This window comes from Lysinibacillus sp. NPDC059133 (assembly GCF_042755925.1).
In the GTDB taxonomy this organism is placed as follows: Bacteria; Bacillota; Bacilli; order Bacillales_A; family Planococcaceae; genus Lysinibacillus.
Genome location: NZ_JBHZDH010000048.1, coordinates 1 through 22701, shown reverse-complemented (window position 1 = coordinate 22701; position 22701 = coordinate 1). Strand labels below are relative to the sequence as shown.

Annotated in this window: 22 protein-coding genes; 5 read left to right on the top strand and 17 right to left on the bottom strand. The window is 38.8% G+C overall.

Features of this window, described 5'->3' with window-relative positions; genetic code table 11:
• Positions 1-138: 138 nt before the first annotated feature.
• From ACFXN8_RS20230 to ACFXN8_RS20185, 10 genes are all read right to left on the bottom strand, one after another.
• On the bottom strand, positions 139-894 hold the full coding sequence (locus ACFXN8_RS20230; protein ID WP_386847428.1) for an HIRAN domain-containing protein: 756 nt from the start codon (positions 892-894) through the stop codon (positions 139-141).
• 2 nt (positions 895-896) lie between these two features.
• Positions 897-1775, bottom strand: a complete 879-nt coding sequence (locus ACFXN8_RS20225; RefSeq protein WP_386847427.1) for a HipA domain-containing protein — start codon at positions 1773-1775, stop codon at positions 897-899.
• Between the two features lie 146 nt (positions 1776-1921).
• Positions 1922-2611: a 2-C-methyl-D-erythritol 4-phosphate cytidylyltransferase gene (ispD, locus tag ACFXN8_RS20220; RefSeq protein ID WP_386847437.1), complete on the bottom strand. Its 690-nt coding sequence runs from the start codon at positions 2609-2611 to the stop codon at positions 1922-1924.
• Between the two features lie 12 nt (positions 2612-2623).
• Entirely contained in the window at positions 2624-3709 is a 1086-nt protein-coding gene (locus tag ACFXN8_RS20215) for a PIN/TRAM domain-containing protein (protein ID WP_386847426.1), read from the bottom strand.
• A gap of 322 nt (positions 3710-4031) precedes the next feature.
• Positions 4032-5408, bottom strand: coding sequence for a DNA repair protein RadA (radA, locus tag ACFXN8_RS20210; RefSeq protein ID WP_376074166.1), 1377 nt, complete (start codon positions 5406-5408; stop codon positions 4032-4034).
• Between the two features lie 167 nt (positions 5409-5575).
• Complete coding sequence (locus tag ACFXN8_RS20205; protein WP_376074167.1) at positions 5576-8020, bottom strand: ATP-dependent Clp protease ATP-binding subunit; 2445 nt, start codon at positions 8018-8020, stop codon at positions 5576-5578.
• Entirely contained in the window at positions 8010-9119 is a 1110-nt protein-coding gene (mcsB, locus tag ACFXN8_RS20200; RefSeq protein WP_376074168.1) for a protein-arginine kinase McsB, read from the bottom strand. The genes ACFXN8_RS20205 and mcsB overlap by 11 nt, the downstream gene beginning before the upstream one ends.
• Positions 9116-9664 carry a UvrB/UvrC motif-containing protein gene (locus ACFXN8_RS20195; protein WP_386847425.1) on the bottom strand — a complete coding sequence of 183 codons (549 nt, stop codon included), beginning with the start codon at positions 9662-9664 and terminating at the stop codon, positions 9116-9118. Before ACFXN8_RS20195 ends, mcsB begins: the two co-directional genes overlap by 4 nt.
• Positions 9665-9678: 14 nt before the next feature.
• Positions 9679-10149: a CtsR family transcriptional regulator gene (locus ACFXN8_RS20190; protein ID WP_386847424.1), complete on the bottom strand. Its 471-nt coding sequence runs from the start codon at positions 10147-10149 to the stop codon at positions 9679-9681.
• Positions 10150-10350: 201 nt separating this feature from the next.
• Complete coding sequence (locus ACFXN8_RS20185; protein ID WP_376074170.1) at positions 10351-10656, bottom strand: magnetosome magnetite crystal formation protein family; 306 nt, start codon at positions 10654-10656, stop codon at positions 10351-10353.
• Positions 10657-10778: 122 nt separating this feature from the next.
• Here ACFXN8_RS20185 and ACFXN8_RS20180 point away from each other — a divergent pair, with 122 nt between their 5' ends.
• Positions 10779-11462 (top strand): class I SAM-dependent methyltransferase, encoded by a 684-nt coding sequence (locus tag ACFXN8_RS20180; protein WP_386847423.1) that lies wholly within the window; start codon positions 10779-10781, stop codon positions 11460-11462.
• Between the two features lie 270 nt (positions 11463-11732).
• Positions 11733-12692 carry a magnesium/cobalt transporter CorA gene (gene corA, locus ACFXN8_RS20175; protein WP_376074171.1) on the top strand — a complete coding sequence of 320 codons (960 nt, stop codon included), beginning with the start codon at positions 11733-11735 and terminating at the stop codon, positions 12690-12692.
• A 174-nt stretch (positions 12693-12866) separates the two neighbouring features.
• On the opposite strand, the gene ACFXN8_RS20170 is transcribed toward corA, so the two are convergent.
• Positions 12867-13076 (bottom strand): hypothetical protein, encoded by a 210-nt coding sequence (locus tag ACFXN8_RS20170; RefSeq protein WP_376074172.1) that lies wholly within the window; start codon positions 13074-13076, stop codon positions 12867-12869.
• A 306-nt stretch (positions 13077-13382) separates the two neighbouring features.
• On the opposite strand from ACFXN8_RS20170, the gene ACFXN8_RS20165 reads away from it, so the two are divergent.
• Positions 13383-14693 carry a protoglobin domain-containing protein gene (locus tag ACFXN8_RS20165; RefSeq protein ID WP_376074173.1) on the top strand — a complete coding sequence of 437 codons (1311 nt, stop codon included), beginning with the start codon at positions 13383-13385 and terminating at the stop codon, positions 14691-14693.
• Between the two features lie 49 nt (positions 14694-14742).
• On the opposite strand, the gene ACFXN8_RS20160 is transcribed toward ACFXN8_RS20165, so the two are convergent.
• The 5 genes from ACFXN8_RS20160 to adh form a co-directional block, all read right to left on the bottom strand.
• Complete coding sequence (locus tag ACFXN8_RS20160; protein ID WP_386847422.1) at positions 14743-15222, bottom strand: acyl-CoA thioesterase; 480 nt, start codon at positions 15220-15222, stop codon at positions 14743-14745.
• Positions 15223-15289: 67 nt separating this feature from the next.
• Complete coding sequence (locus ACFXN8_RS20155) at positions 15290-16717, bottom strand: aldehyde dehydrogenase family protein (RefSeq protein ID WP_386847421.1); 1428 nt, start codon at positions 16715-16717, stop codon at positions 15290-15292.
• Between the two features lie 42 nt (positions 16718-16759).
• Positions 16760-17722 carry a DUF4003 family protein gene (locus ACFXN8_RS20150; RefSeq protein ID WP_376074176.1) on the bottom strand — a complete coding sequence of 321 codons (963 nt, stop codon included), beginning with the start codon at positions 17720-17722 and terminating at the stop codon, positions 16760-16762.
• A gap of 631 nt (positions 17723-18353) precedes the next feature.
• On the bottom strand, positions 18354-18713 hold the full coding sequence (locus ACFXN8_RS20145) for a DUF779 domain-containing protein (protein ID WP_386847436.1): 360 nt from the start codon (positions 18711-18713) through the stop codon (positions 18354-18356).
• A 21-nt stretch (positions 18714-18734) separates the two neighbouring features.
• A complete protein-coding gene (gene adh / locus ACFXN8_RS20140; RefSeq protein WP_386847420.1) occupies positions 18735-20255 on the bottom strand; it encodes an aldehyde dehydrogenase in 1521 nt (506 codons plus the stop codon).
• Between the two features lie 345 nt (positions 20256-20600).
• Between adh and rluF the strand changes: the two genes are divergently transcribed.
• Both rluF and ACFXN8_RS20130 read left to right on the top strand, forming a co-directional pair.
• Positions 20601-21302, top strand: a complete 702-nt coding sequence (gene rluF, locus ACFXN8_RS20135) for a 23S rRNA pseudouridine(2604) synthase RluF (RefSeq protein WP_386847419.1) — start codon at positions 20601-20603, stop codon at positions 21300-21302.
• A gap of 93 nt (positions 21303-21395) precedes the next feature.
• Positions 21396-21647 carry a hypothetical protein gene (locus ACFXN8_RS20130; protein ID WP_386847418.1) on the top strand — a complete coding sequence of 84 codons (252 nt, stop codon included), beginning with the start codon at positions 21396-21398 and terminating at the stop codon, positions 21645-21647.
• 54 nt (positions 21648-21701) lie between these two features.
• On the opposite strand, the gene ACFXN8_RS20125 is transcribed toward ACFXN8_RS20130, so the two are convergent.
• On the bottom strand, positions 21702-22202 hold the full coding sequence (locus tag ACFXN8_RS20125; protein ID WP_386847417.1) for a cupin domain-containing protein: 501 nt from the start codon (positions 22200-22202) through the stop codon (positions 21702-21704).
• Positions 22203-22701: the final 499 nt, after the last annotated feature.

Below are 22701 nucleotides of genomic sequence, written 5' to 3'. Positions count from 1 at the left end.
ACAGACCACATTTAAGCAAACGGTGAATGCTTAAGAAGAGTAGTTAATGGATGAGAAACAAGAGAAGTAGTCTACTTAAACTCAAAATAAAATCCCGTAGAGAAGTGAATAGTACTCCTCTGCGGGGTTTTGTATAAATTAAATGACATATTCAAATAACGGATCTAGCTGTTTTAACTCCTCTGGCGATAGTTCATTAAAATTACTTTTAAGTTCAACTTTTAACCACCAGTCTGGTGTAGATTTATCATTAATTGTATCCACTTGAATAGTAGGTTGAAGACCTCTCTTCAGTAATGCTGAAATACCAGTCGCATAAAACCGGGGAACAAAACCTAACTTCGTCCCCATCCCTGCATAAATAGCAATTGCATTTTTATCTACAGGATTTTCTGGTTCTGCTTGTAAATAGACTCTATTTGTCATTTTCACAATATCTGCCCAGTTAGTAGGTAAGTCTTGTTGATGTCGCATGCCATGGACAAAAAATGCTGTAACAAGCTTATCGTTTTCCACCTTTAATGGCTTTTCAAAAGAATAAGTGTCTGTCGCTAATTTACCTCTAGTTTGCTCTAATAGCTCCATTTTTGACGGAGCTGCACTTAGATGTAGCTCACTTATAATTTGTGTAAAATCCGCTCGCTTCTCTGATGGTAGGCGCCGATCAAATGCTGCAAACAATTCGTTAGCCTTATAGCATTTTTGTAAATCAGGGAATGAAGGATGTAACATATAACCATTCTCTAAAGCATCTTTCACTTTTTGACCACTCGCACTTTGCCACGTATAGTAAAATTCATATTGATTATTTGTAAAAGACAATGTACCAATATGATAAAACAAACGTGTCTCTGCATTCTGCCAAACAAGCCATAAAGATTGATGTTTATTCATAATTACTCCTCCTCTCTCAACCATTTTAGAATACTTTCCCTTCTATGGGAAACGATTAATTTCAACCATTCTTTTTGCGTATTACTTAATATATCGTACACTTCAATTTTCTTATAAAATTGATGAAAATCAAAGCTCTTTATTCGTTTAATTATTGGTTCTGATTCCTGTTTATAATGCATGTTCAAATACTGTATCATCTCTGAAGCTTGGACTTTCTTTTTTTCAAATAACCCGGCTTTTACAGTTGATTTACGTATATATTTCTCTAATAAAAGATTGTCTTTAATATGATTCACTAGCTGCGAATCATCAAATCTAAAGCCTAATGATGCTCCATTATCATAAATCGGTGAAAATGTTTGTTTTTTCGTAGATTCAAATAAAATTAGCCAATTATAAGGATGTCTATCTTGATTACCAATTAATATATCAAAATAATTCATATTAATAAAATCTTCCTTAATTTGTTCCCAAAAATATAACTGTTTTATAAAATGAAAGCCTTGTTCAATAAGTTCATGTCCTTTCAAAGATGAGTTAATAAACTCTTCATACCCATCTAACATACTAAGTAAAGCTCCACCCTCCTCATTCATTACATTGTTAGGAATAAAATTCTTTAAAAGGCTTCCTCTCTTTTCATGTCGTAAAACAATTTCAACATCCATCATTCGTAACCCAATTAATTCCCCTATATCAGCAGCAATTAATTCTGTTATATCTTCCCACGAAACACCTACTTGAAACTGACGAGGGTACTTAATTAAATATTTTTCGTTAGTAGATGGAGCAATTAGCTCTTCTTTTTCTAGCGTACTTTTTCCACCGTAACCTATTCTTTCCCAAGTACTAATGTCTCTCAGTTGAATCTCCCCCATTTAAAAGATTGACACTCTTAAATTACTGGCCGTAGAATAACGCATTTAGTGATGTTTTCTATTCTATATTCTAAAACATAATACTGGTCCTAATGCAAAAAAGAGACTCGGCTTTTTACACCTCGTCTCTTTCACATTCTTCCACATTAGCAACCCAAAGCACGTTTACGCAAGATCGCTTCACCGAAAACTAAATCCTCTTGCGTCGTCATTTTTACATTTTCGTAGCTACTTTCTACAATATGCACCTCATGACCAAGACGTTCAACAAGCATTGCCTCATCGGTACCAAGGAAGCCCACCTTCTCAGCGACATCCTCTGCCTCTACAATCAAATCAAATTGAAACGCTTGTGGGGTTTGAATCATCCATAAGCTTTCTCGATCAATCGTCTCTTCAATAACACCATCACGTACTTTTTTCATCGTATCCTTCGCACGAACACCCGCAATCGCAGCGCCAAAATCATGCGCACTTTGCACAAGATTCGCTATAATGTCGTGAGTAATAAATGGACGCGCAGCATCATGCACAAGCACAATATCAACCTGCTTCATCTCTTTCATGCACGAATGGACGGAATGCTGTCGCTCTGCTCCACCATCAGGTAAACCTTTAACTTTAGTAATTCCATACCTCTCTAGCATTTCTTGAATAAATACACGCTCTTCAGGCTTTACTGCAAGCCAAATACCCGTACACTGACCATCCTGTTCAAATACCTCCAGTGTGTGTATGAGGATCGGTTTTTCTAAAAGATTTAAAAATAACTTATTTTGCCCTGCACCCATTCGCTTTCCGCTTCCCGCAGCAGGCAATACTACTTCATATTGCACATTTCCCACTTCCTAGTCATCCTTTGGTTTAGCAAAAATCATACGACCAGCTGATGTTTGAAGAACACTTGTTACGGTTACTGTAATTGCCTGTCCTATATAGCTACGTCCACCTTCAACAACGATCATTGTGCCATCATCTAAATAAGCAACCCCTTGATTATGCTCTTTCCCATCTTTAATGACCATCACTTGCATATCCTCACCTGGAATTACGACAGGTTTGACTGCATTTGCTAAATCATTGATGTTTAGCACTTTAACGTGGTGTAGCTCGCAAACTTTGTTAAGGTTAAAGTCGTTCGTCACAATTTGTGTATCGTAGCCCCTTTTCTTTGCAAGGCGGACTAGCTTTAAGTCAACCTCTTGAACATCCTCAAAATCCTCTTCAGTAATCTCAACCTTCGTCATACGTTCATCTTGTAATTTTTTCAAAATATCTAAGCCGCGGCGACCTCTTGTACGCTTCAATGTATCCGAAGAATCAGCAATGTGCTGGAGCTCAGTAAGGACAAATTGGGGTACAACTAGTGTACCTTCTATAAAGCCTGTTTCAGAAATATCTGCAATACGACCATCAATAATAACACTAGTATCTAACAGTTTATAGCTTCCTCGTACCTCTTGAGCCTCTACACCTTCCGCTAATTTTTTCTTTGAAGTATTACCACGCAAAGTAAATAGCTGGATTAATTCATCTCGCTTTTTAAAGCCTACACGGAACCCTAAATACCCAAGCATAAATGACAGTATAATTGGTAAAACCTTTGTAAAACTCGGTAAATCAATACTATCGATTGCAAATCCTAAGAAATACGCAACGATTAGTCCAATAACAAGTCCAAGTGTACCAAATAATAAGTCACCAACCGGTACTTTAAATAGCACCTCTTCCATCCAGCTAATGAGCCTTACAAAATAATCTGAAAAGGCAAATGATAATGTAAATAGTAAAAGCGCTCCTAAAGCTACTGATACATAAGGGTTATCAAGCCAAGGATTAGATGATAAATGAAGCAATTCGTATAATGGCGGTAAGAAAACAAGGCCTAATGCTCCTCCAATCAGTAAAAAAGCAATTTGAACAAATTTTTTCATAAACTGTCACCTCCCATTCTTAATATATAATTATACATAGTTTACTGCAGAAAATCTTTTATGACCCTATCAAAGCATCGGTAATTTCATCCATCAATTGATCATCCCAAGTCTACTGAAAATCAATTTCTAAAATTCTAAAATCCGAAATGCTCTTTGGCACCAGCTCGGCATTAAACAAGCATTTTCACGGACGTTATCATAGACGCCATTTCCCCTCTTTGAGTTTCCTACCTTCTATCTATGAATTTTAAAAAAACAAATCTCCACTCATGCAATTAAAAGTGCATGTCAGAACATTGTCCAACATGCACAAACTTCTTTATAGCTCTCTAAAGCAAGCATTCAATGCATCCTTTATCGTTTCTACACCAACAATCTCAATACCTTGAGGGAAATCCCAACCACCGATATTTGAGGCTGGTATGAAGGCCCGCTTAAATCCGAGCTTTGCTGCCTCGATCACACGTTGTTCAATACGAGATACACGACGCACCTCGCCTGTCAAACCTACTTCCCCAATAAAGCAATCCGTTGCCCGAACAGCTTGATCCTTAAAACTCGAAACAATACTTGTCAACACAGCCAAATCAATGGCAGGCTCATCAAGCTTCACGCCGCCAGCAACTTTAATATATGCATCCTGTGCCTGTAGCATGAGACCCATTCTCTTTTCAAGGACAGCCATAAGCAGTTGCACACGATTTTGATCGACACCCGTTGCCATTCGTTTCGGATAATTAAAGCTTGTTGGTGTTACCAGTGACTGAATTTCAACTAGAATTGGCCGTGTACCTTCCATTGAGGCTACGATTGTTGATCCAGCCGCACCCTGTGAACGCTCCTGTAGGAACAACTCAGACGGGTTTAACACTTCCTTTAAGCCCCCCTGAAGCATTTCAAAAATTGCAATTTCATTCGTAGAGCCAAAGCGGTTTTTTTGGCTGCGTAAAATACGGTGATTATGATGTCGTTCTCCTTCAAAATACAATACCGTATCAACCATATGCTCCAAAATACGTGGTCCTGCAATTTGCCCCTCTTTTGTTACATGTCCGACTAAAAATATGGCAATTCCTTTTGTTTTTGCAATTCGCATAAGTTCTGCTGTACATTCACGCACTTGTGATACACTACCAGGTGCACTCGTTATCTCTGGATGAAAAACAGTTTGAATAGAATCGACAATAACAAACTTTGGCTGCACATCATCAATGGTCTGATTTAAAAACTCTAAATTCGTTTCAGAATATATATAAAGCTCCTGTGAGATCACCCCTAAACGTTCTGCACGCAGCTTTGTTTGACGGATGGATTCCTCACCGGAAATATAGAGCACACGATGTCCCTTATTCGACAGCAACGCAGATACTTGTAATAATAACGTCGACTTCCCAATCCCAGGATCTCCCCCAATTAACACAAGAGAACCTGGTACGATGCCTCCTCCTAATACTCGGTTAAGCTCGCCCATTTCTGTAGCAACTCGTGATTCCTCAGCAGTTTCAATTTGCATAATCGGGAGGGCCTTTTGGGTAACCGTAGCAGAATGTTGGAATGCACCGCGCGGCCCTTTTGCAACGACCTCCACCTCTTCAACCATCTTATTCCATTCCCCACACCCTGGACATCTCCCCATCCATTTTGCAGATTCATAACCACAGCTTGAGCATACAAATTTTGTTTTTTTCTTTGCCAAATTGCATCCACCTCGAATATTTGTTCTTATGTTTATTGTACATAAAAAAGGACAGCTTGGCACTATAGCCTTGCTGTCCTTTTCAAATGAAATGTTTACCCCGCATGAATGTGCAGTAATTTATCTGTACCGAAAGCGAAGGTTCACTTTATCGTATGATATGAAGATTATTTAGAAGTAGATACTTCCTCTTTTTTCTTCACAACAAACTCATTATTCACGTAATCAATGATTACTTGGTTACCCTTCTCTACATTGCCTTTCAGTAGTTCTTCCGATAAACGGTCCTCTACTTGTTTTTGTAATGAACGACGTAGTGGGCGAGCACCGTATTGAGGATCGTAGCCTTCCTCTGCAATTTTTTCAAGAGCCGATTCCGTTAACTCTAACGAAATGTCTTGCTCTTTCAGACGTTTTGTTAAAGCATTCGCCATCATCGCTACGATTTCTTTTAAATGTTCTTTTTCTAGTGAGTGGAAGACGATCATTTCGTCGATACGGTTTAAGAACTCTGGGCGGAATGCTTTTTTTAATTCTTCGAGCATTGTACCCTTCATATCTTTATACTTCGTATCAGTACTACCTACATTGAAACCAAGGTTTTTACGATATTTTAAAGCGTCCGCACCAACGTTTGATGTCATAATAACAACTGTGTTGCGGAAATCTACCACTCGACCTTTAGAATCTGTTAAACGGCCATCTTCAAGTACTTGAAGTAAGATATTGAAAACATCTGGATGAGCCTTCTCAATCTCATCTAGTAATACTACAGAATATGGTTTACGACGAACCTTTTCTGTTAGTTGACCGCCATCATCAAAGCCTACATAGCCAGGAGGTGAACCAACTAAACGTGAAGTCGAATGTTTTTCCATGTACTCAGACATATCAACGCGAATCATTGCATCCTCGTCGCCAAACATAACTTCCGCTAATGCTCTAGCAAGCTCTGTTTTACCAACCCCTGTAGGGCCTAAGAAAATAAATGAACCAATTGGTCGTTTCGGATCTTTCAATCCAGCTCTTGCACGACGAATTGCGCGAGAAATTGCCTCTACCGCTTCTCCTTGACCTACAACACGTTTGTGTAACTCTTCTTCAAGTTGTAATAACTTAGAAGATTCTTCGGAAGCAATTTTTGATACTGGAATTCCAGTCCACATAGATACTACCGCTGCTACATCATCCACTGTCACTTTTGATTCAGCCTTACCTTGCTCTTCCTTCCAATTTTTTCTCGTAGTTTCAATTTCATCTTTTAGCTTTTGCTCTGTATCTCTTAAAGATGCTGCCTTTTCAAATTCTTGACCAGAAACGGCTGCATTCTTTTCAGAGCGTACATTTTCCAATTTATCTTCAAGCGCTTTTAAGTTTGGTGGTACCGCGAATGAACGTAAGCGTACTTTAGAACCCGCTTCATCAATCAAGTCAATCGCCTTATCTGGTAAGAAACGGTCAGAAATATATCGGTCACTCATTTTTGCTGCCGCTTCAATTGCTTCATCTGTAATTTTCACACGGTGATGTGCTTCATAGCGATCACGTAAACCTTGAATAATTAGGATCGCTTCTTCTACAGTCGGCTCATCAACTTGAATTGGTTGGAACCGGCGCTCTAATGCCGCATCCTTTTCAATATATTTGCGATACTCATCAAGTGTTGTCGCGCCAATACATTGAAGCTCGCCACGTGCTAAAGATGGTTTTAAAATATTTGACGCATCAATGGCACCTTCTGCACCGCCTGCACCGATCAATGTATGCAGTTCATCGATAAATAAAATAACATTACCTGCTTGGCGAATTTCATCCATTACTTTTTTCAAGCGATCCTCAAATTCACCGCGATATTTTGTTCCAGCAACAACTGTCCCCATATCAAGTGTCATAACACGTTTATCACGAAGAATTTCTGGCACTTCATTATTAATAATTTGCTGCGCTAAGCCTTCAGCAATAGCTGTTTTACCAACACCTGGCTCCCCGACTAATACAGGGTTATTTTTTGTACGGCGAGATAGAACCTCGATAACACGTGTAATTTCCTTGCTTCGACCAATGACTGGATCTAAAGTACCTTCACGAGCAATTTGCGTTAAATCACGAGCAAGACTATCCAATGTTGGTGTATTGGCAGCCTGTGCAGCTTGTTGACCAGATTGAGCATTGTCGTTATTGCCTAATAACAATAGCACTTGCTGACGAGCCTTATTCAATCCGACACCAGCATTATTTAATACGCGAGCCGCTATCCCTTCACCTTCACGAATAAGCGCCAATAGTAAATGCTCTGTTCCAATATAGGAATGACCTAATTTACGTGATTCATCGACTGATAGCTCTATTACTTTTTTAGCTCGAGGTGTGTAGTGGACAATTGGGCCAACATCCTCTTTCCCCTTCCCTACAAGTTCTTCAATACCCGCTTCAATCATTTGAGGGCTAATATCAATGGCTTCTAATGCTTTTGCAGCAATACCGCCACCTTCACGGATAAGCCCTAAAAGAATATGCTCTGTTCCAATTGATTCGTGCTTCCAACGAATTGCCTCTTCTTGTGCAAGCTGTAATACTTTTTGTGCGCGTTGTGTAAAACGATTAAACATCAAATGAATCCTCTCCTTTTCCCCGAATAATAGGCTTACTCACATTTTCTCGAGACAGTGCCTCACGAAGCATTTCAGCCCGTACGCGATCTCGCTCAGCAGGCGGCAAAACGTCCCCTGCGTAATTCTGTAAAAATCCAGGTTGCATACTGACTACACATTCGTTTAATTTAGTCGCTTTAATACCTTCAATTAACTGTAAATCTACGCCTAAACGAACATTTGATAGACAGGTAGCGGCTTCCTCACTCGTTAAAATTCGAGCATATGTTAACGTACCTAAAGCACGGTACACACGGTCTTCTAGAGCAAGTTCTGCTTTTTCCATTAACTTGCCTCTTGCATGCCGTTCTTTTTGAATTATTTTTTCAGCGACACTTTGGATGTCCGCTAAAATGTCATCCTCTGTTTTTCCTAGTGTAATCTGATTTGACACTTGGTAAACGTTACCTATATTTTCGCTACCTTCTCCATATATTCCTCTTACCGTCATTCCTAATCGTGTCATTGCATTAATGATTTGATTCATCTGAGCCGTGAGTGTAAGGGCTGGCAGGTGCATCATGACAGATGCTCGCAAACCAGTACCAATATTTGTTGGGCAACTTGTTAAATAACCAAATGTATCTCGGAATGCATAAGGCAAAGCTTTCTCTAAGGTACGATCAATTTTATTGGCCTGCTCGTATGCCTGTTGAAGTTGAAAACTCGCTGTCATACATTGAATGCGTAAATGGTCTTCTTCGTTCACCATAATGCTAATTGATTCGTCATCAGATAAGAGCATGGAGCCAACTTGCTCTTTTTTTGCAAGCTGAGGACTAATTAAATGTTTTTCTACAAGTATTTGACGTTGTAAAGGCGTTAAATCCTTAATAGCAAAATATGAATAATTTTCTTGAAGTTCTGTACTGTCCTTTATTGCATGTGTAACTGCCTGTTCTACATGTAATGCTTCATCCTCTGTAAAAGCTAATGGAAAACGATAACCATCTAAATTTCGAGCAAGGCGAATGCGTGTACTAATGACAATATCTGAATAATCGTCCTCCACACTCATCCATATTGGTGTAGCACGCTCTAAAAACGATTCAATCATCACGACACATCACCACCTTCAAATTGTACCTGCTTCTCAAGTTCCTTCGCTTCATCGCGAAGCTTAGCTGCCTCTTCAAATTGTTCTTTATCTACAGCAAGCTTCATACGTTTACGAATATCCTCAATTTGCTTTTTGATGACATAAACATTGCTTCGAGCACCGGGCATTTTCCCTATATGTTGAGGCCCAGCCTGTATGCGGTTAAAGAGTTTCGGTAAGTGCTCGCTAAAGGTGTCATAGCAGCTAGGGCATCCAAATTTGCCTTCTTTTAAAAACTGTTTATACGTAAATCCACATTGTGGACATGTTTGCGGTTGTGGTGGTGCCTGCTGTTTTTCACCCACTTTTTGTTGCTGCCATGAAGGTGAGCCAAACCAATTAGATAATAGCTGTTGAATAGATATTGGCTCTTGCTTAAATTCAGCATGAAATGGATGGAACTGCGAGGCGCAGACGTCACAATAATGGTGCTCCACCTTTTGACCACTTTGAACTTGTGTTACGGTAACTGTCGCATTACGCTGCTGACAATGTTCGCATATCATTTCCATCACCTCTTTTATTTTTGCTGTTCATATTTAATCGTTGTTAGCATCGCTCGTAAAATTTTTGCTCGAATATGATCCCGTAACGGGAGTTGCAAATCAATAGTTGAACGATCAACTGCTGCTAATATTATTTTCGCTTCTCGCCTTGAAATTACCTGCTCATCAATTAGTCGATAAACTAAATCTTCTGCCATTGTTTGCGATGCCCCACCTTCTATTTGCCTGAGGACATCATCGATTAGATCAATTTGTGAATTCGCGCGGACACGTAAAATTCGAATGTATCCACCACCACCACGTTTGCTTTCAACAAGGTAACCTCGTTCGGCAGTAAATCTTGTATTAATTACATAATTTATTTGTGAGGGCACGCACTGAAATTTATCTGCGATTTCACTACGTTTTATTTCAACATGCCCTTCTCCACCTAATTCAAGTACTTGCTTTAAGTAGCCTTCTATGATGTCTGATATATTACGCATTTTAGGAATACACCTCGCTTACTACACTGACTTTGACTATCTTTGACTTTCTTTGAGTATATTATACAAAACGCTTGAAAATAATTGCAATTATTTCGCACACAGAAAAAATCCACCGAATGTTTTAACTATAAGATACCCTTATCGGCAAAAGAAAAAACGCAAGCATATGCAACTAGCATATACTTGCGTCTATAAAAATTATACCCAGCGACCAACAATTGGATAACGCCAAGGCTCATCAGATAAAGCCTTCACAATACCGATAATTGGTACGATAACATACATAATGCCGAAAGCAATCACGAACGGTATACCAATGAGCAGGAAGCTTAAAATACCCGAAATTGTAAGTAATGCTCCAATGACAATTTGGAATAATAAAGCTTGCACAGAAACACTCTTTACCTCTTCATCCGAGCCAATTAAGAAAAATATAATAGGTACTAACCATGGCGCAAAAAATGCACTTGCGTGTATGATTACCTTAGACCATTTTGTTTCCATTTATATCAACCCTTCCATATAATTTTTTAGTTTATGTACTACTTTTTACGGAACTACCCCTCAAATAGTTTCAAATATGAATTGGCTTTATTAAATTTTTTTTGAAAGGCATGTGATACTTGATGGAATTTAATAACACACTTGCAAATGAATATGAAAAAGGTATTCGTCGTACGCTACCAAGCTACGATGCAATGCTGCGTTTAACACAAACCTTTTATCAATCTGCATTACCTGAGAACGCTGAATTTTTAGTAATTGGTTCCGGAAGCGGTAATGAAATTTTACAGCTCGCTGAGAAAAGACCTCATTGGTCATTTGTTGGCATCGATCCATCAGAAGCGATGCTACAAATAGCTAGCGAACGTTTAAAATCTCTACCTAATAATATTTCTTTATATCAAGGAACTATACTGGATACTAAGCCGTCTTCAGTAAAATTTGATGCAGCAAGCTGTGTATTAGTGCTTCATTTTATACAAGATGATCAAGAGAAACTTGCAACATTAAAAGAAATAGCAAATAATTTAAAGCCTGATGCTCCATTTGTGCTCGTCTCAAAATACGGGCAGCCAGGTTCCTTAGAAACCGAGCTACAATTTAATTTATGGCGTGCTTATTGGCTACAGCATACAAAGCTCTCACCATCAGACGTAGCGGAAATGGAGAAATCCATCCGTTCTCTTTCATTTATGTGTGAAGAGGACATTTTATCACTATTACAGCAGGCAGGCTTTACAAAACCATCTAGATTCTTTGCCACTACTTTATTTGGCGGTTGGATATGTTATAAAGAAAGCGTATAACTTCTTTCAGCAAATGTCTTTTGTACCGAAAGCGTAGCGACAGGTACAGGTGTCCAAACACCCGCTGAAATAGAGGAACTCAGCCTAAGAACACCACGTCCTGTGGCATTACTGAAATGACCGACATCGTGTCAACCCTCGTGCATGCCTAACCACAAAGCCGATTCTGGACGCAATTATGCCGAGGCATAATTGATAACTTAAGGCATTCTTTCATGTGAAGATCAATACACCTGTTAGGATAGAATTAAAAGAATTGAGGTGAATGCTGTGATACGCACATTTGGAATTACAAAAGACCAAAAACTTATAAAGGAATTTCCGCTTGAAGATATACACAAAAACGAATTTGAATGGTACTGGGTCGATTTTAATTGTCCGACCGATGAGGAAGAATTACTGTTAGACACATTTTTCCACTTCCATCCACTCGCTATAGAAGATTGTTTAATGCGTTTACAGCGGCCAAAGCTCGATTTTTATGATGATTTCCATTTCTTTGTTATTCAAAGGATGAACGAAGAATTAACATCTGAGGAAGTAAATATTTTTGTTTCTAATAAATATATTGTCACATTCCACAAAAATGTAGCACCGGAAATAGATCGAGTACAAAAGATGTTAGAAAAACAGCCAAAGAATTGGGAACGTGGCACAGTGTATTTAACGTACCAGGTAATCGATAAAATCGTTGATAGCTATTTCCCACTTGTCTATAAAATTGAGGATCATTTAAATGAACTTGAAGATGAGCTTACATACCAAAGTAACCCCAATGCCATGAAAATTGTATTTGAATTCCGTAGTGATTTGCTCGATTTAAGACGCACCATTTTACCAATGCGTGATTTATTATATCGTATCCTTAACTCTTATCGATTTTCTCTTAAAAAATCAGAACGTGCTTATTTCGGAGATATTTACGATCATCTGCTAAAACTCACCGAAATGATCGAATCTAACCGCGAGCTCACTGCTGATATGCGTGATAGCTATATGGCGATGAGCTCTAGTCGCATGAATGGCATTATGATGACCTTAACAATTGTTTCAACAATCTTTATTCCTCTAACATTTATTGCCGGTGTTTATGGAATGAATTTTGACTATATGCCCGAACTACATGGGAAATTTAGCTACTTTGTTGTACTCGGAATTATGATTCTTATCGCTTTATTTATGCTGGCAATCTTTAAACTTAAAGGTTGGTTCAATTTATTTAAAACTTAAAAGTAATCGTTTATCCTTGAATATTAACATTACAATCGGGATCACAGGAACGGAGTGACGAGAAGATTGAAGCCAAGCCCACGGAAAGTGTCCCTCGGCTTGGAAATCCACCAATTATTCTTTTGTCGACAAGCTGAAGGCACCTTAGAGATTTTTCTAAGGTGCCTTTCACTATTAGTAAGGACCGCGGTCATCAACTTTATCTTCACCTTGCTGTGGAAATAAAAAGTATGCGAGCACCCCAGATACTAATGTTGCACAGATAGTAATTAATAGTTGATCTAAGTTTGGTACTTCAGCATAGTAGTTTCTTAACATGTAAACCGACCCAATTGCTACAATTACCATAACCGGAATGACAAATTTGAAACGTTTCTTCTCCATATAATACCTCCTCAAAACTATTGTTACGTTCAAGCTAAACAGTTCGTATTTTACAGGTTTCCTATTTCAAATTCAATTTACCTATTACCTTTTTAGTAGTCTATTTCATGACTTTTAATTGACAATCATCTGTAATTGATAAAAAAATATAGAAATAAACTAAAATTTCAACCAAATATAGTACAAAAAATAGTAGAATATATTAAATACTATATATTCCGCAAATTAACGAACCCAAGCAATTTAATAGGTATTTAGTTTACTATTCTATACATAATACGGACTTAAGAAATGGAGCAAACAACGATGAGTTGGTTTACAAAAAAGAGCGATTCTAGCTACTCAATTACATTAACACCTGAAAATTATAAGAGCAATGTACAATTGGATGTATCAAACCATCCAAAACTTCAAAAACAGTTACAGCTTTTAGATTTAACAATTGAGGATTTAGCCATCATTAAACAACTACAGCCTTTAGCTAAGGATTTAGTTCCTGAAATGGTGGATCAATTTTATGCAGCCATTAGTTTGAGCCAAGATTTGTTAGAAATTATAAACAGAACGTCACAAATTGAGCGTTTAAAAGTTACTTTACATAAACATTTGAGTGATATTTTTGAAAGTCGTATTAATGACTCTTATATTAATGAACGGAAGGCAATTGCCGAAACCCATGTTCGAATTGGTCTACAATCAAAGTGGTATATCGCCTCATTCCAATCGTTAACAGCTACCTTTACACGCTTTACAGATGAGTTAGATATATCAAAACATGATGCAATTCGTGCTATCAATGCCTTCTGCAAAATCATTAACTTTGAACAGCAGCTTGTAATCGAAGCCTATGAAAAAGAAGAGGAACGCATTCGTGCAGTAGACGGTGAAACAAAACATGCACTTGTTACTACCATTCAAAAAACGGCAGAGGAACTCAATGAGATTAGTGAAGAAACAGCAGCTTCTTTATTAGTCATTTCCTCTCAAACAGATGATATCGCAGTAGCTACTAAGCAAGGCTTAAGCTTTGTTGCTGATACACAGGAAAAATCCAGACGTGGACAGCAGCAGCTGCAAGATCAAAATGATTTAATACAGGTAATTTTACAAAGTGTAAACAGCCTCGAAGTTACGATGAACCAGTTACGCACATCTTCTCAAAAAATATCGGAAATTGTAGGACTGGTCACAGGAATTGCCGATCAAACGAACTTATTAGCACTGAATGCTTCTATCGAGGCAGCCCGTGCAGGTGAGCATGGTAAAGGCTTTGCTGTTGTTGCAGAGGAAGTTCGTAAGCTTGCTGAGGAAACAAAAAATGCTGTACAAAATGTTTCCCATCTCATTAAAGAAACAGAAAGTAATATTACAACCATGTCGACTTCGGTTATTAACGTTGATCAAAAGATTCAACATAGCGTAGATACACAAAACAGTTTATCTAAATCATTTAATGATATCGCCGATGCTGTTTCTGGAATTCAACAGCAGTATGTAAATACATCAAGAGATATTTCAGCAATCTCTAACTTGATTACTGAACTGTCACAAGGGGCTACACTAGTTTCCTCTTCTTCCGATTCACTAATTAATGTGGTAAATGAGTTGAAAATGTAAGCACAAAAAAGGGAAACTGACAGCATACGTCAATTTCCCTTTTTTATTTTTAATGCGATAACTCACGTTTTTGTTTACGATGCTCTCGTCTCGCTGGTCCAGTTTCAAACAGACGTTTTTCTACATCTGTTTCAGGATAAATTGCAGGAACTGGCTTAGGTTTTCCGTCATCATCTACTGCAACCATCGTTACAAAGGATTCCGTCGTTAACTTTTCCTCACCAGTTTCAATGTTTCGTGAAATAACTCGAACATAAACTTCCATTGAAGAACGTCCCGTTGACGAAACAATACTTTCAATTTCTAAAATAGCCCCTACATGTGCTGCCGATAAAAAATCAACTGAATCAATAGAGGCTGTGACTACATGCCCTTTTGCATGCTTCATTGCTGTAATTGCAGCAATTTCATCAATATACGCTAACACTCTTCCACCGAAAATGGAGTTGTGATTATTTGTATCTGGCGGTAATACGAGACGCGTTTGAACTGTACGTGACTGACCCATCGGTATTGCGTTGTTTGTCATAGTTCTTGCAACTTCCCTTCATGAATGTTCTTTCGCCATCGTATCGTAGAAAAAGTGCTGATGCAAATTAGAATGATTTTTTCATCGTAATAAATTTCATATCTGTCATTTCTTCGATTGCCCACTTAATGCCTTCGCGTCCGTAGCCACTCATTTTTACACCACCATATGGCATATTATCAACCCTGAATGTCGGAATATCATTAATCATAACAGCACCTGCCTGTAATTCATCCGCTGCTTGTAATGCATCTTGTAATACATTCGTATATATTCCAGCATTTAAGCCAAGCTCCGACTCATTCACTAGTCGAATAGCGTCGTCTAATGTTTCATATGAAACAATTGAGACGATTGGCGCGAATGTTTCCTGACAAACAATTTTCATATTCGCCGTCACATTCGTCATTACAGTCGGCGTTAAAGTACGCTCCGTAAATGTTCCTCCTGTAGCAACTACCGCACCTTGTGACTTGGCTTCCTCAATCCATTGACGCATACGTTCAACTTCTTTTGGGTTAATCATTGCACTAACATCAGTATTTGTATCTAGTGGATCACCTACCACTAATTTCTCCGTCTCAGCTACAAATGCCTTTGTAAATTCATCCATAATAGATGCGTGCACATAAATACGTTGTAAGGAGATACAAACTTGTCCAGCAAAATTAAAGGCACCGCCGACACAGCGCGAAATAATTTTATCAATCGGTGTCGATGGCTCGACAATTACAGCTGCATTGGAACCAAGCTCTAAAGTAACTTTACGCAAACCTACTTTTTCTTTAATGCCCAATCCAACCTTACCGCTTCCCGTGAATGTTACTTTTTTCACAAGCGGGTGGGTCACAAGTGTATCACTTAGCTCCCCACCGCTACCTGTCATAATTTGAAGCGCGCCATTAGGTAGACCTGCTTGCTGGAAAATTTCCGCCATCACGATAGAACTTAATGGCGTTTGCGTCGCAGGCTTTAAGACGACCGTATTTCCAACTGCAAAGGCAGGACCTAATTTATGTGCCACTAAATTAAAGGGAAAATTAAACGGTGTAATGGCTGAAATTACACCTAGAGGTTCTCGCTTTGTCCAGCCAATACGATCTCCTGCCCCAGGTGCAGCATCCATCGGTACTGTTTCACCCTTTGCTTGCTTAGCTCCCTCTGCGGCAAATTGATAGGTTGCTATTGTACGTTCAATTTCGGTTAAACCTGCTGATATTGGTTTACCTGCCTCTATAGCCAAAATTTCAGCTAATTCCGCTTTACGTTGGCGCATGATGTCGACCACTTTATATAATATTTCGGCACGTTCGTAGGCTGTTGTCTTTTTAAACGTTTGGAATGTCTCCTGTGCACCTTCTATTGCTCGTTCAACATCAGAAATTGACGCCTTAGCTACCTTTGCAATAACCTCACCACTATAGGGTGATTTCAGTTCATATGTTTCCTTTGCGTTCTGCCACTGGCCATTCATCCAAAGCTTTGTTTCCTTCATCCTTCAAATGCACCTCCAAAAATCAAGTTCTTCCTTATTTTATCACGAAGAGCTTGATGCTACAGCTGCTGCACTAACTGCTGCTAACATTGCTGCCTGTTGTGCTTGAATTAACAATTCAATGGATGACATGATCGACATTGATAAGGATTGTTGTACCTTTGCCATATCATAAATAGCAATTTGCGTGGCCATAAATAACACGAATTCACGATGCCATTTTAAAAGTTTCAGATCCTTTAACTCATGATATAAATCAACAATCTGTTGAAGCTGTGCTTGATTCACTTCAAGGATTGCTAAAAAGCCCAGTAATGGATAGTGCATCGTCTTGACCTTTACATCCTGATTTTTTAGTGTGTCACGGATCGTTACAACATTAGGCACTAACTTATTATCATATTGAGGTGATAAAAAAGTCAGTACTTGCGATAGCCATTGAAGCTCATTACCTGCATTAAAACTATATGTACGTAATTCTTTATAATAACGATTCATTGTTTCTGCACGTAGCTCAGCGTCGTCAGATGGGCTACTTAACAATACGGCATAGGGAATATCATCGTATGATGTTAAAAAACGATGATGTTTGCGAATTGCGTCAAATAATGCACGTGCTGCCTGTGCATGTGCACGTTTCTCACTTTCCTCTTCCGTTAAAAACTGTGCTCCTATAAAACTAAAATTCCCACTTCTAAATTTGGCTTCCTTCATTATGCAAACGTTAGTCAGCAAATTTTTTACTGCTTGTTCTGTATCCTCTTGCTCCATCAAATTTGCAGCAATACTATAACCTACCGTTGTTCTTAACGGAGATGACCATGACGTTTGCTTTTTCATTTCTTGTAATACTTTTTTATATTTAACGGAATCAAAAGGTTTTCCGGATGCCACATATTTGCTAGCGATTGCCAACACAATTTTACGATCAACCGTCCGACCAGCAGCCTTTGAGACATCCTCCACTGTATTTGTAAACTGATTTTCAATCATAACAAAATCCATGTTTAACACGCTCCTTTTCCATATTTACGTAAAAAAACAAAAAAGGATTCATCCATTTTGACTCATCGCCATAACGAGGGGTTGATTTCCGTTCCGTCTGGGCGCTTTGTCTGTCGCTTCGCTTTCGCACAGATAAAACATTTGTTGCTGTCGCTTCGCTTTCGCGCAGAACAAAGCTTCCTAGGGGCGTCCAATGAGCCGATGTTGGTCACGAAGGCGTTATCACAAGACGTGATGGTTTTAGCCTTCGTTCCTCTATCGCTGATCCCCAAGGAGTCGCCCAGCCGTAACGAAGATCAACTTTTATGCATGGTATAGGTTTTTACAAATGTCATATCCATCTTTTAATCGTGAATCTCGGCTTTGTAACAGTTAACCTATTAACATTAATGTAATGTGCGTGTTACTCAATATGAGTGGTTTAATAGAAATAATTAAAAATGAATGGAGGGGCAGACACTGATTGAAATGACCAATAGAAAGTCATATTCAAAGAAACCCAACCAGATCGATTACAATTATTTTTGATATTACGTAACTCTCCAAGAAATATAGCCTTACATACATTCTCCCAGAAAAATTAACATAGAAAAACAGCGGCAATATTTTTTTACCGCTGTCACTAAAGTCTTTAAATTAACCCTAATTCTATTAATTCCTCAGCAGAAAAGGCTCTTGATCTTGTTAAAAACCTCTTACCTTCAACGCCTTCCAGTGAAAACATGCCACCTCTACCATCGACAACGTCCAAGATTATTTGTGTATGCTTCCAATAGTTATATTGATTTTTATGCATGTAGAAGGGAGTACTACCAATCTCTCCAAGGCAAATATCCTGATCGCCTAATAGTAAGTCTCCCTCTGGATAACACATCGGCGAGGAACCGTCACAGCATCCACCTGATTGATGAAACATAATGGGCCCATGCTTTTCTTTCAATAATTCGATTAGTGCTAGCGCTTCTTCTGTTGCTAAAACACGCACGACCACGCTCATGCACCTCCCTACTAATTAGAAGAAACCAAGTTTGTTTTCGCTGTAGCTAACTAATAAGTTTTTCGTTTGCTGATAATGCGCTAACATCATCTTATGGTTTTCACGACCAACACCCGACATTTTATAACCACCGAACGCTGCATGTGCAGGATAAGCATGGTAGCAATTTGTCCAAACACGACCTGCTTGGATACCTCGACCGAAGCGATAAGCTGTATTCATATCACGAGTCCATACACCTGCTCCTAGACCGTATAATGTGTCATTTGCAATTTCTAATGCTTCCTCTTTTGTTTTAAATGTTGTTACAGCAACAACTGGCCCGAAAATTTCTTCTTGGAAAATGCGCATTTTATTATGTCCTTTGAAGACAGTTGGTTTAATGTAGTAGCCATTTTCAAAGCCTGCTCCTACACTGTTTTTCTCTCCTCCAATTAGACATTCAGCACCTTCTTGCTTACCAATATCTAAGTAAGAAAGGATTTTTTCCATTTGCTCACTCGAAGCCTGTGCTCCCATCATCGTATTCGGATCAAGTGGATTCCCAACTTTAATCGATTCAACACGCTGTAGGACGCGCTCCATAAATTTATCGTAAATAGATTCTTGGATTAGTGCACGAGAAGGACATGTACATACTTCACCTTGGTTTAAAGCGAATAATACAAAGCCCTCAACTGCTTTATCTAAAAAGGCATCATCTTCATCCATAATATCTTCAAAGAAGATGTTTGGTGACTTGCCGCCCAATTCTAATGTAACAGGAATAAGGTTTTGTGAAGCATATTGCATAATTAAGCGACCAGTCGTTGTTTCACCAGTAAAAGCAATTTTACCGATGCGTGGATTCGATGCTAGCGGCTTCCCTGCCTCTAAACCAAAGCCATTGACAACATTCAGTACACCTGATGGCAATAAATCTTCTATTAATTCAACGAGCACCATAATCGAAGCTGGCGTTTGCTCTGCAGGTTTCAATACTACACAGTTTCCAGCTGCAAGTGCAGGTGCTAGCTTCCAAACAGCCATTAATAACGGGAAATTCCAAGGGATAATTTGACCTACTACCCCAATTGGCTCATGGAAATGATAAGCGACTGTATCATTATCGATTTGGCTTACCGCGCCTTCTTGTGCACGTAAAGCCCCCGCAAAATAACGGAAATGATCAATGGCAAGAGGGATATCTGCATTTAATGTCTCACGTACCGCTTTTCCGTTATCCCATGTTTCGGCAACGGCAAGCTTTTCTAAGTTTTGTTCTATGCGGTCCGCAATTTTAAGTAAAATGTTTGCACGCTCTGTTGGAGATGTTTTGCCCCATTCTTCTTTCGCGGCATGTGCTGCATCAATTGCAAGTTCAATATCCTCAGCAGTAGAACGAGCTAATTGTGTAAAAACTTGTCCAGTAACAGGTGTAACATTATCGAAGTATTGTCCTTTCACTGGAGGTGTCCATTCCCCACCAATGTAATTTTCATATTTCTCTTTGAATTGAACTACCGATCCTTCAGTGTTTGGAAATGCATAAACCATTTTACTTCTCCCCTTTACACAAAATAATGAGAAAATATTCTACAAATATCGCCATTTTATATCGAAATAACAATATTTTCATAGATACCCTCTTACACAATATATTGTCAGAAACGAAAAATAATTTCAACTTTTTTAATTTTTTTTCGAATCAATACTAAAAATCTAGTTTTATTAAAAAAGTAGGTTGGTATGAAAGCATATGGAACGAAGTATGAACGACGAGAAGGCCAACGGAAAATGATTTCCTAGAGAGGCTATATTTATCAGAAAAGCCTCAAGGATTCACGGTGAGACCAACTATAATGTATACTTAAAAATAATATAAATGTATAGGAGAACAGTATGCGGATTAATAAATATTTAAGTGAAACAGGTATTGTATCTCGTCGAGGCGCAGATAAATGGATAGCAGAAGGTAAAGTAACGATTAATGGTGAACTTGCTACAGTCGGCAGTCAGGTTGAGACTGGTGACATGGTTTGTGTTGATGGAAAAGAGGTAAAAAAAGAAGAACAGCTCGTTTATATTGCCTTAAACAAACCAGTAGGAATTACAAGCACAACTGAACGTCATATAAAAGGAAATGTCGTTGATTTTGTTAATCACCCCCTTCGTATTTTCCATATTGGACGACTGGATAAAGAGTCAGAAGGGCTATTATTACTGACCAATGATGGGGACATCGTTAATAAAATTTTACGTGCAGAAAACCATCATGAAAAAGAATATATCGTGCAAGTTGATAAACCTATTACGGAACAATTCATCAAAAAAATGGGCACTGGTGTAGATATTTTAGATACTACAACCCTACCTTGTTATGTTGAAAAAATATCTGATAAAGTCTTTAAAGTCGTTTTAGAGCAAGGTTTAAACCGTCAAATACGTCGTATGTGTTCGGCACTTGGCTACTCCGTTAAGCGTCTACAACGCATTCGTATTATGAATATTAAGCTTGGCAATTTAAAGGTTGGGCAGTGGCGCGATTTAACAGATAAAGAACGAACAGAACTATTCAAACTACTTAAATACACACCAAAATAAAGCCATTTAAGGGGATGGGACTATGCTGTCAATTCAACGTACTGAGCAGTTAACCGGAGCACATATTAGCGGTGATTTTTGGATAACGCTTTCGTGACCAACATCGTGTTGCTGCCGCTACGTTACACTACGCTTTCGCACAAAAAACATCTGTTGCCCCAAGCGGCTCATCGGACGCCCCAGGAAGCTTTGCTCTGTGCGAAAGCGAAGCGTCAGCAACAAATGTTTTATCTGTGCGAAAGCGAAGCGTCAGCGACAAAGCGCCCGCCGGAACGGAAATTAACCCCTCTTTTTGCCGAAGAGCCATACCTTATTAAATTTGACAACTTAATTTCATTGATATAATCATTTTTCAATGGCATGAGCCGTCTCAACTGATTTGAGACGGCTACTTTTCTTCTATTCTTGAATTGTCGTGTAAGCCATTTTTCGAATAACTTCCTCGTGCTGTGGATAGTCCGTTAGAAGCTCATCCTGTGTAAATAATTCGAAGTCTTCAAAGTCAAAGCCTGGTGCAACCATACAGCCTACTAAACTAAATGTATCTACATCCTCTACGGATGAGCCAAATATAGTATTTTTCGGTACTGCTATTTGTGGTACTTCTCCTGCTTCAACATTTAATCCTAGCTTCTTCGCCTCATATGTACCATCTGGGAAAATCATATGGACTGTTAACGGACTGCCAGCATGATAATACCAAAGTTCGTCCGATTTCAAACGATGCAAATGCGATATATCCTGTGAACGAAGTAAGAAATAAATACTCGTATAAATTGGTCTCTGCACATCTCTTACAGTCATATCCTCAGCTGCTCTAAATGAGGATATATAATACCCTCCTTCTGGATGCTCTGCTAAATTTAATTTCTCAATAAAATATTGTGCTGAATACTTCATAAAATATCACTCCTTTCGTCCACATTACCAAATAATAAACAACGAATGCTACTGCTATTTCGTCTCTTTGATAAGTGTATCCGTCGTTTTGGCCATTCTTTCCGTCACCTTGACTGTTCTATCCGTCGCTCTAGCCTTTCTTTCCGTCGCTTTGACTTCTTTCCGTCGCTTTGATCATTCCTTCCGTCGTTTTGCCCTTTCTTTCCGTCACCTTGACTGTTCTATCCGTCGTTCTAGCCTTTCTTTCCGTCGCTTTGACTTCTTTCCGTCACTTTGATCATTCCTTCCGTCGTTTTGCCCTTTCTTTCCGTCACCTTGACTGATCTATCCGTCGCTCTAGCCTTTCTTTCCGTCGCTTTGACTTCTTTCCGTCACTTTGATCATTCCTTCCGTCGTTTTGCCCCTTCTTTCCGTCACCTTGACTGTTCTATCCGTCGCTCTAGCCTTTCTTTCCGTCGCTTTGACTTCTTTCCGTCGCTTTGATCATTCCTTCCGTCGT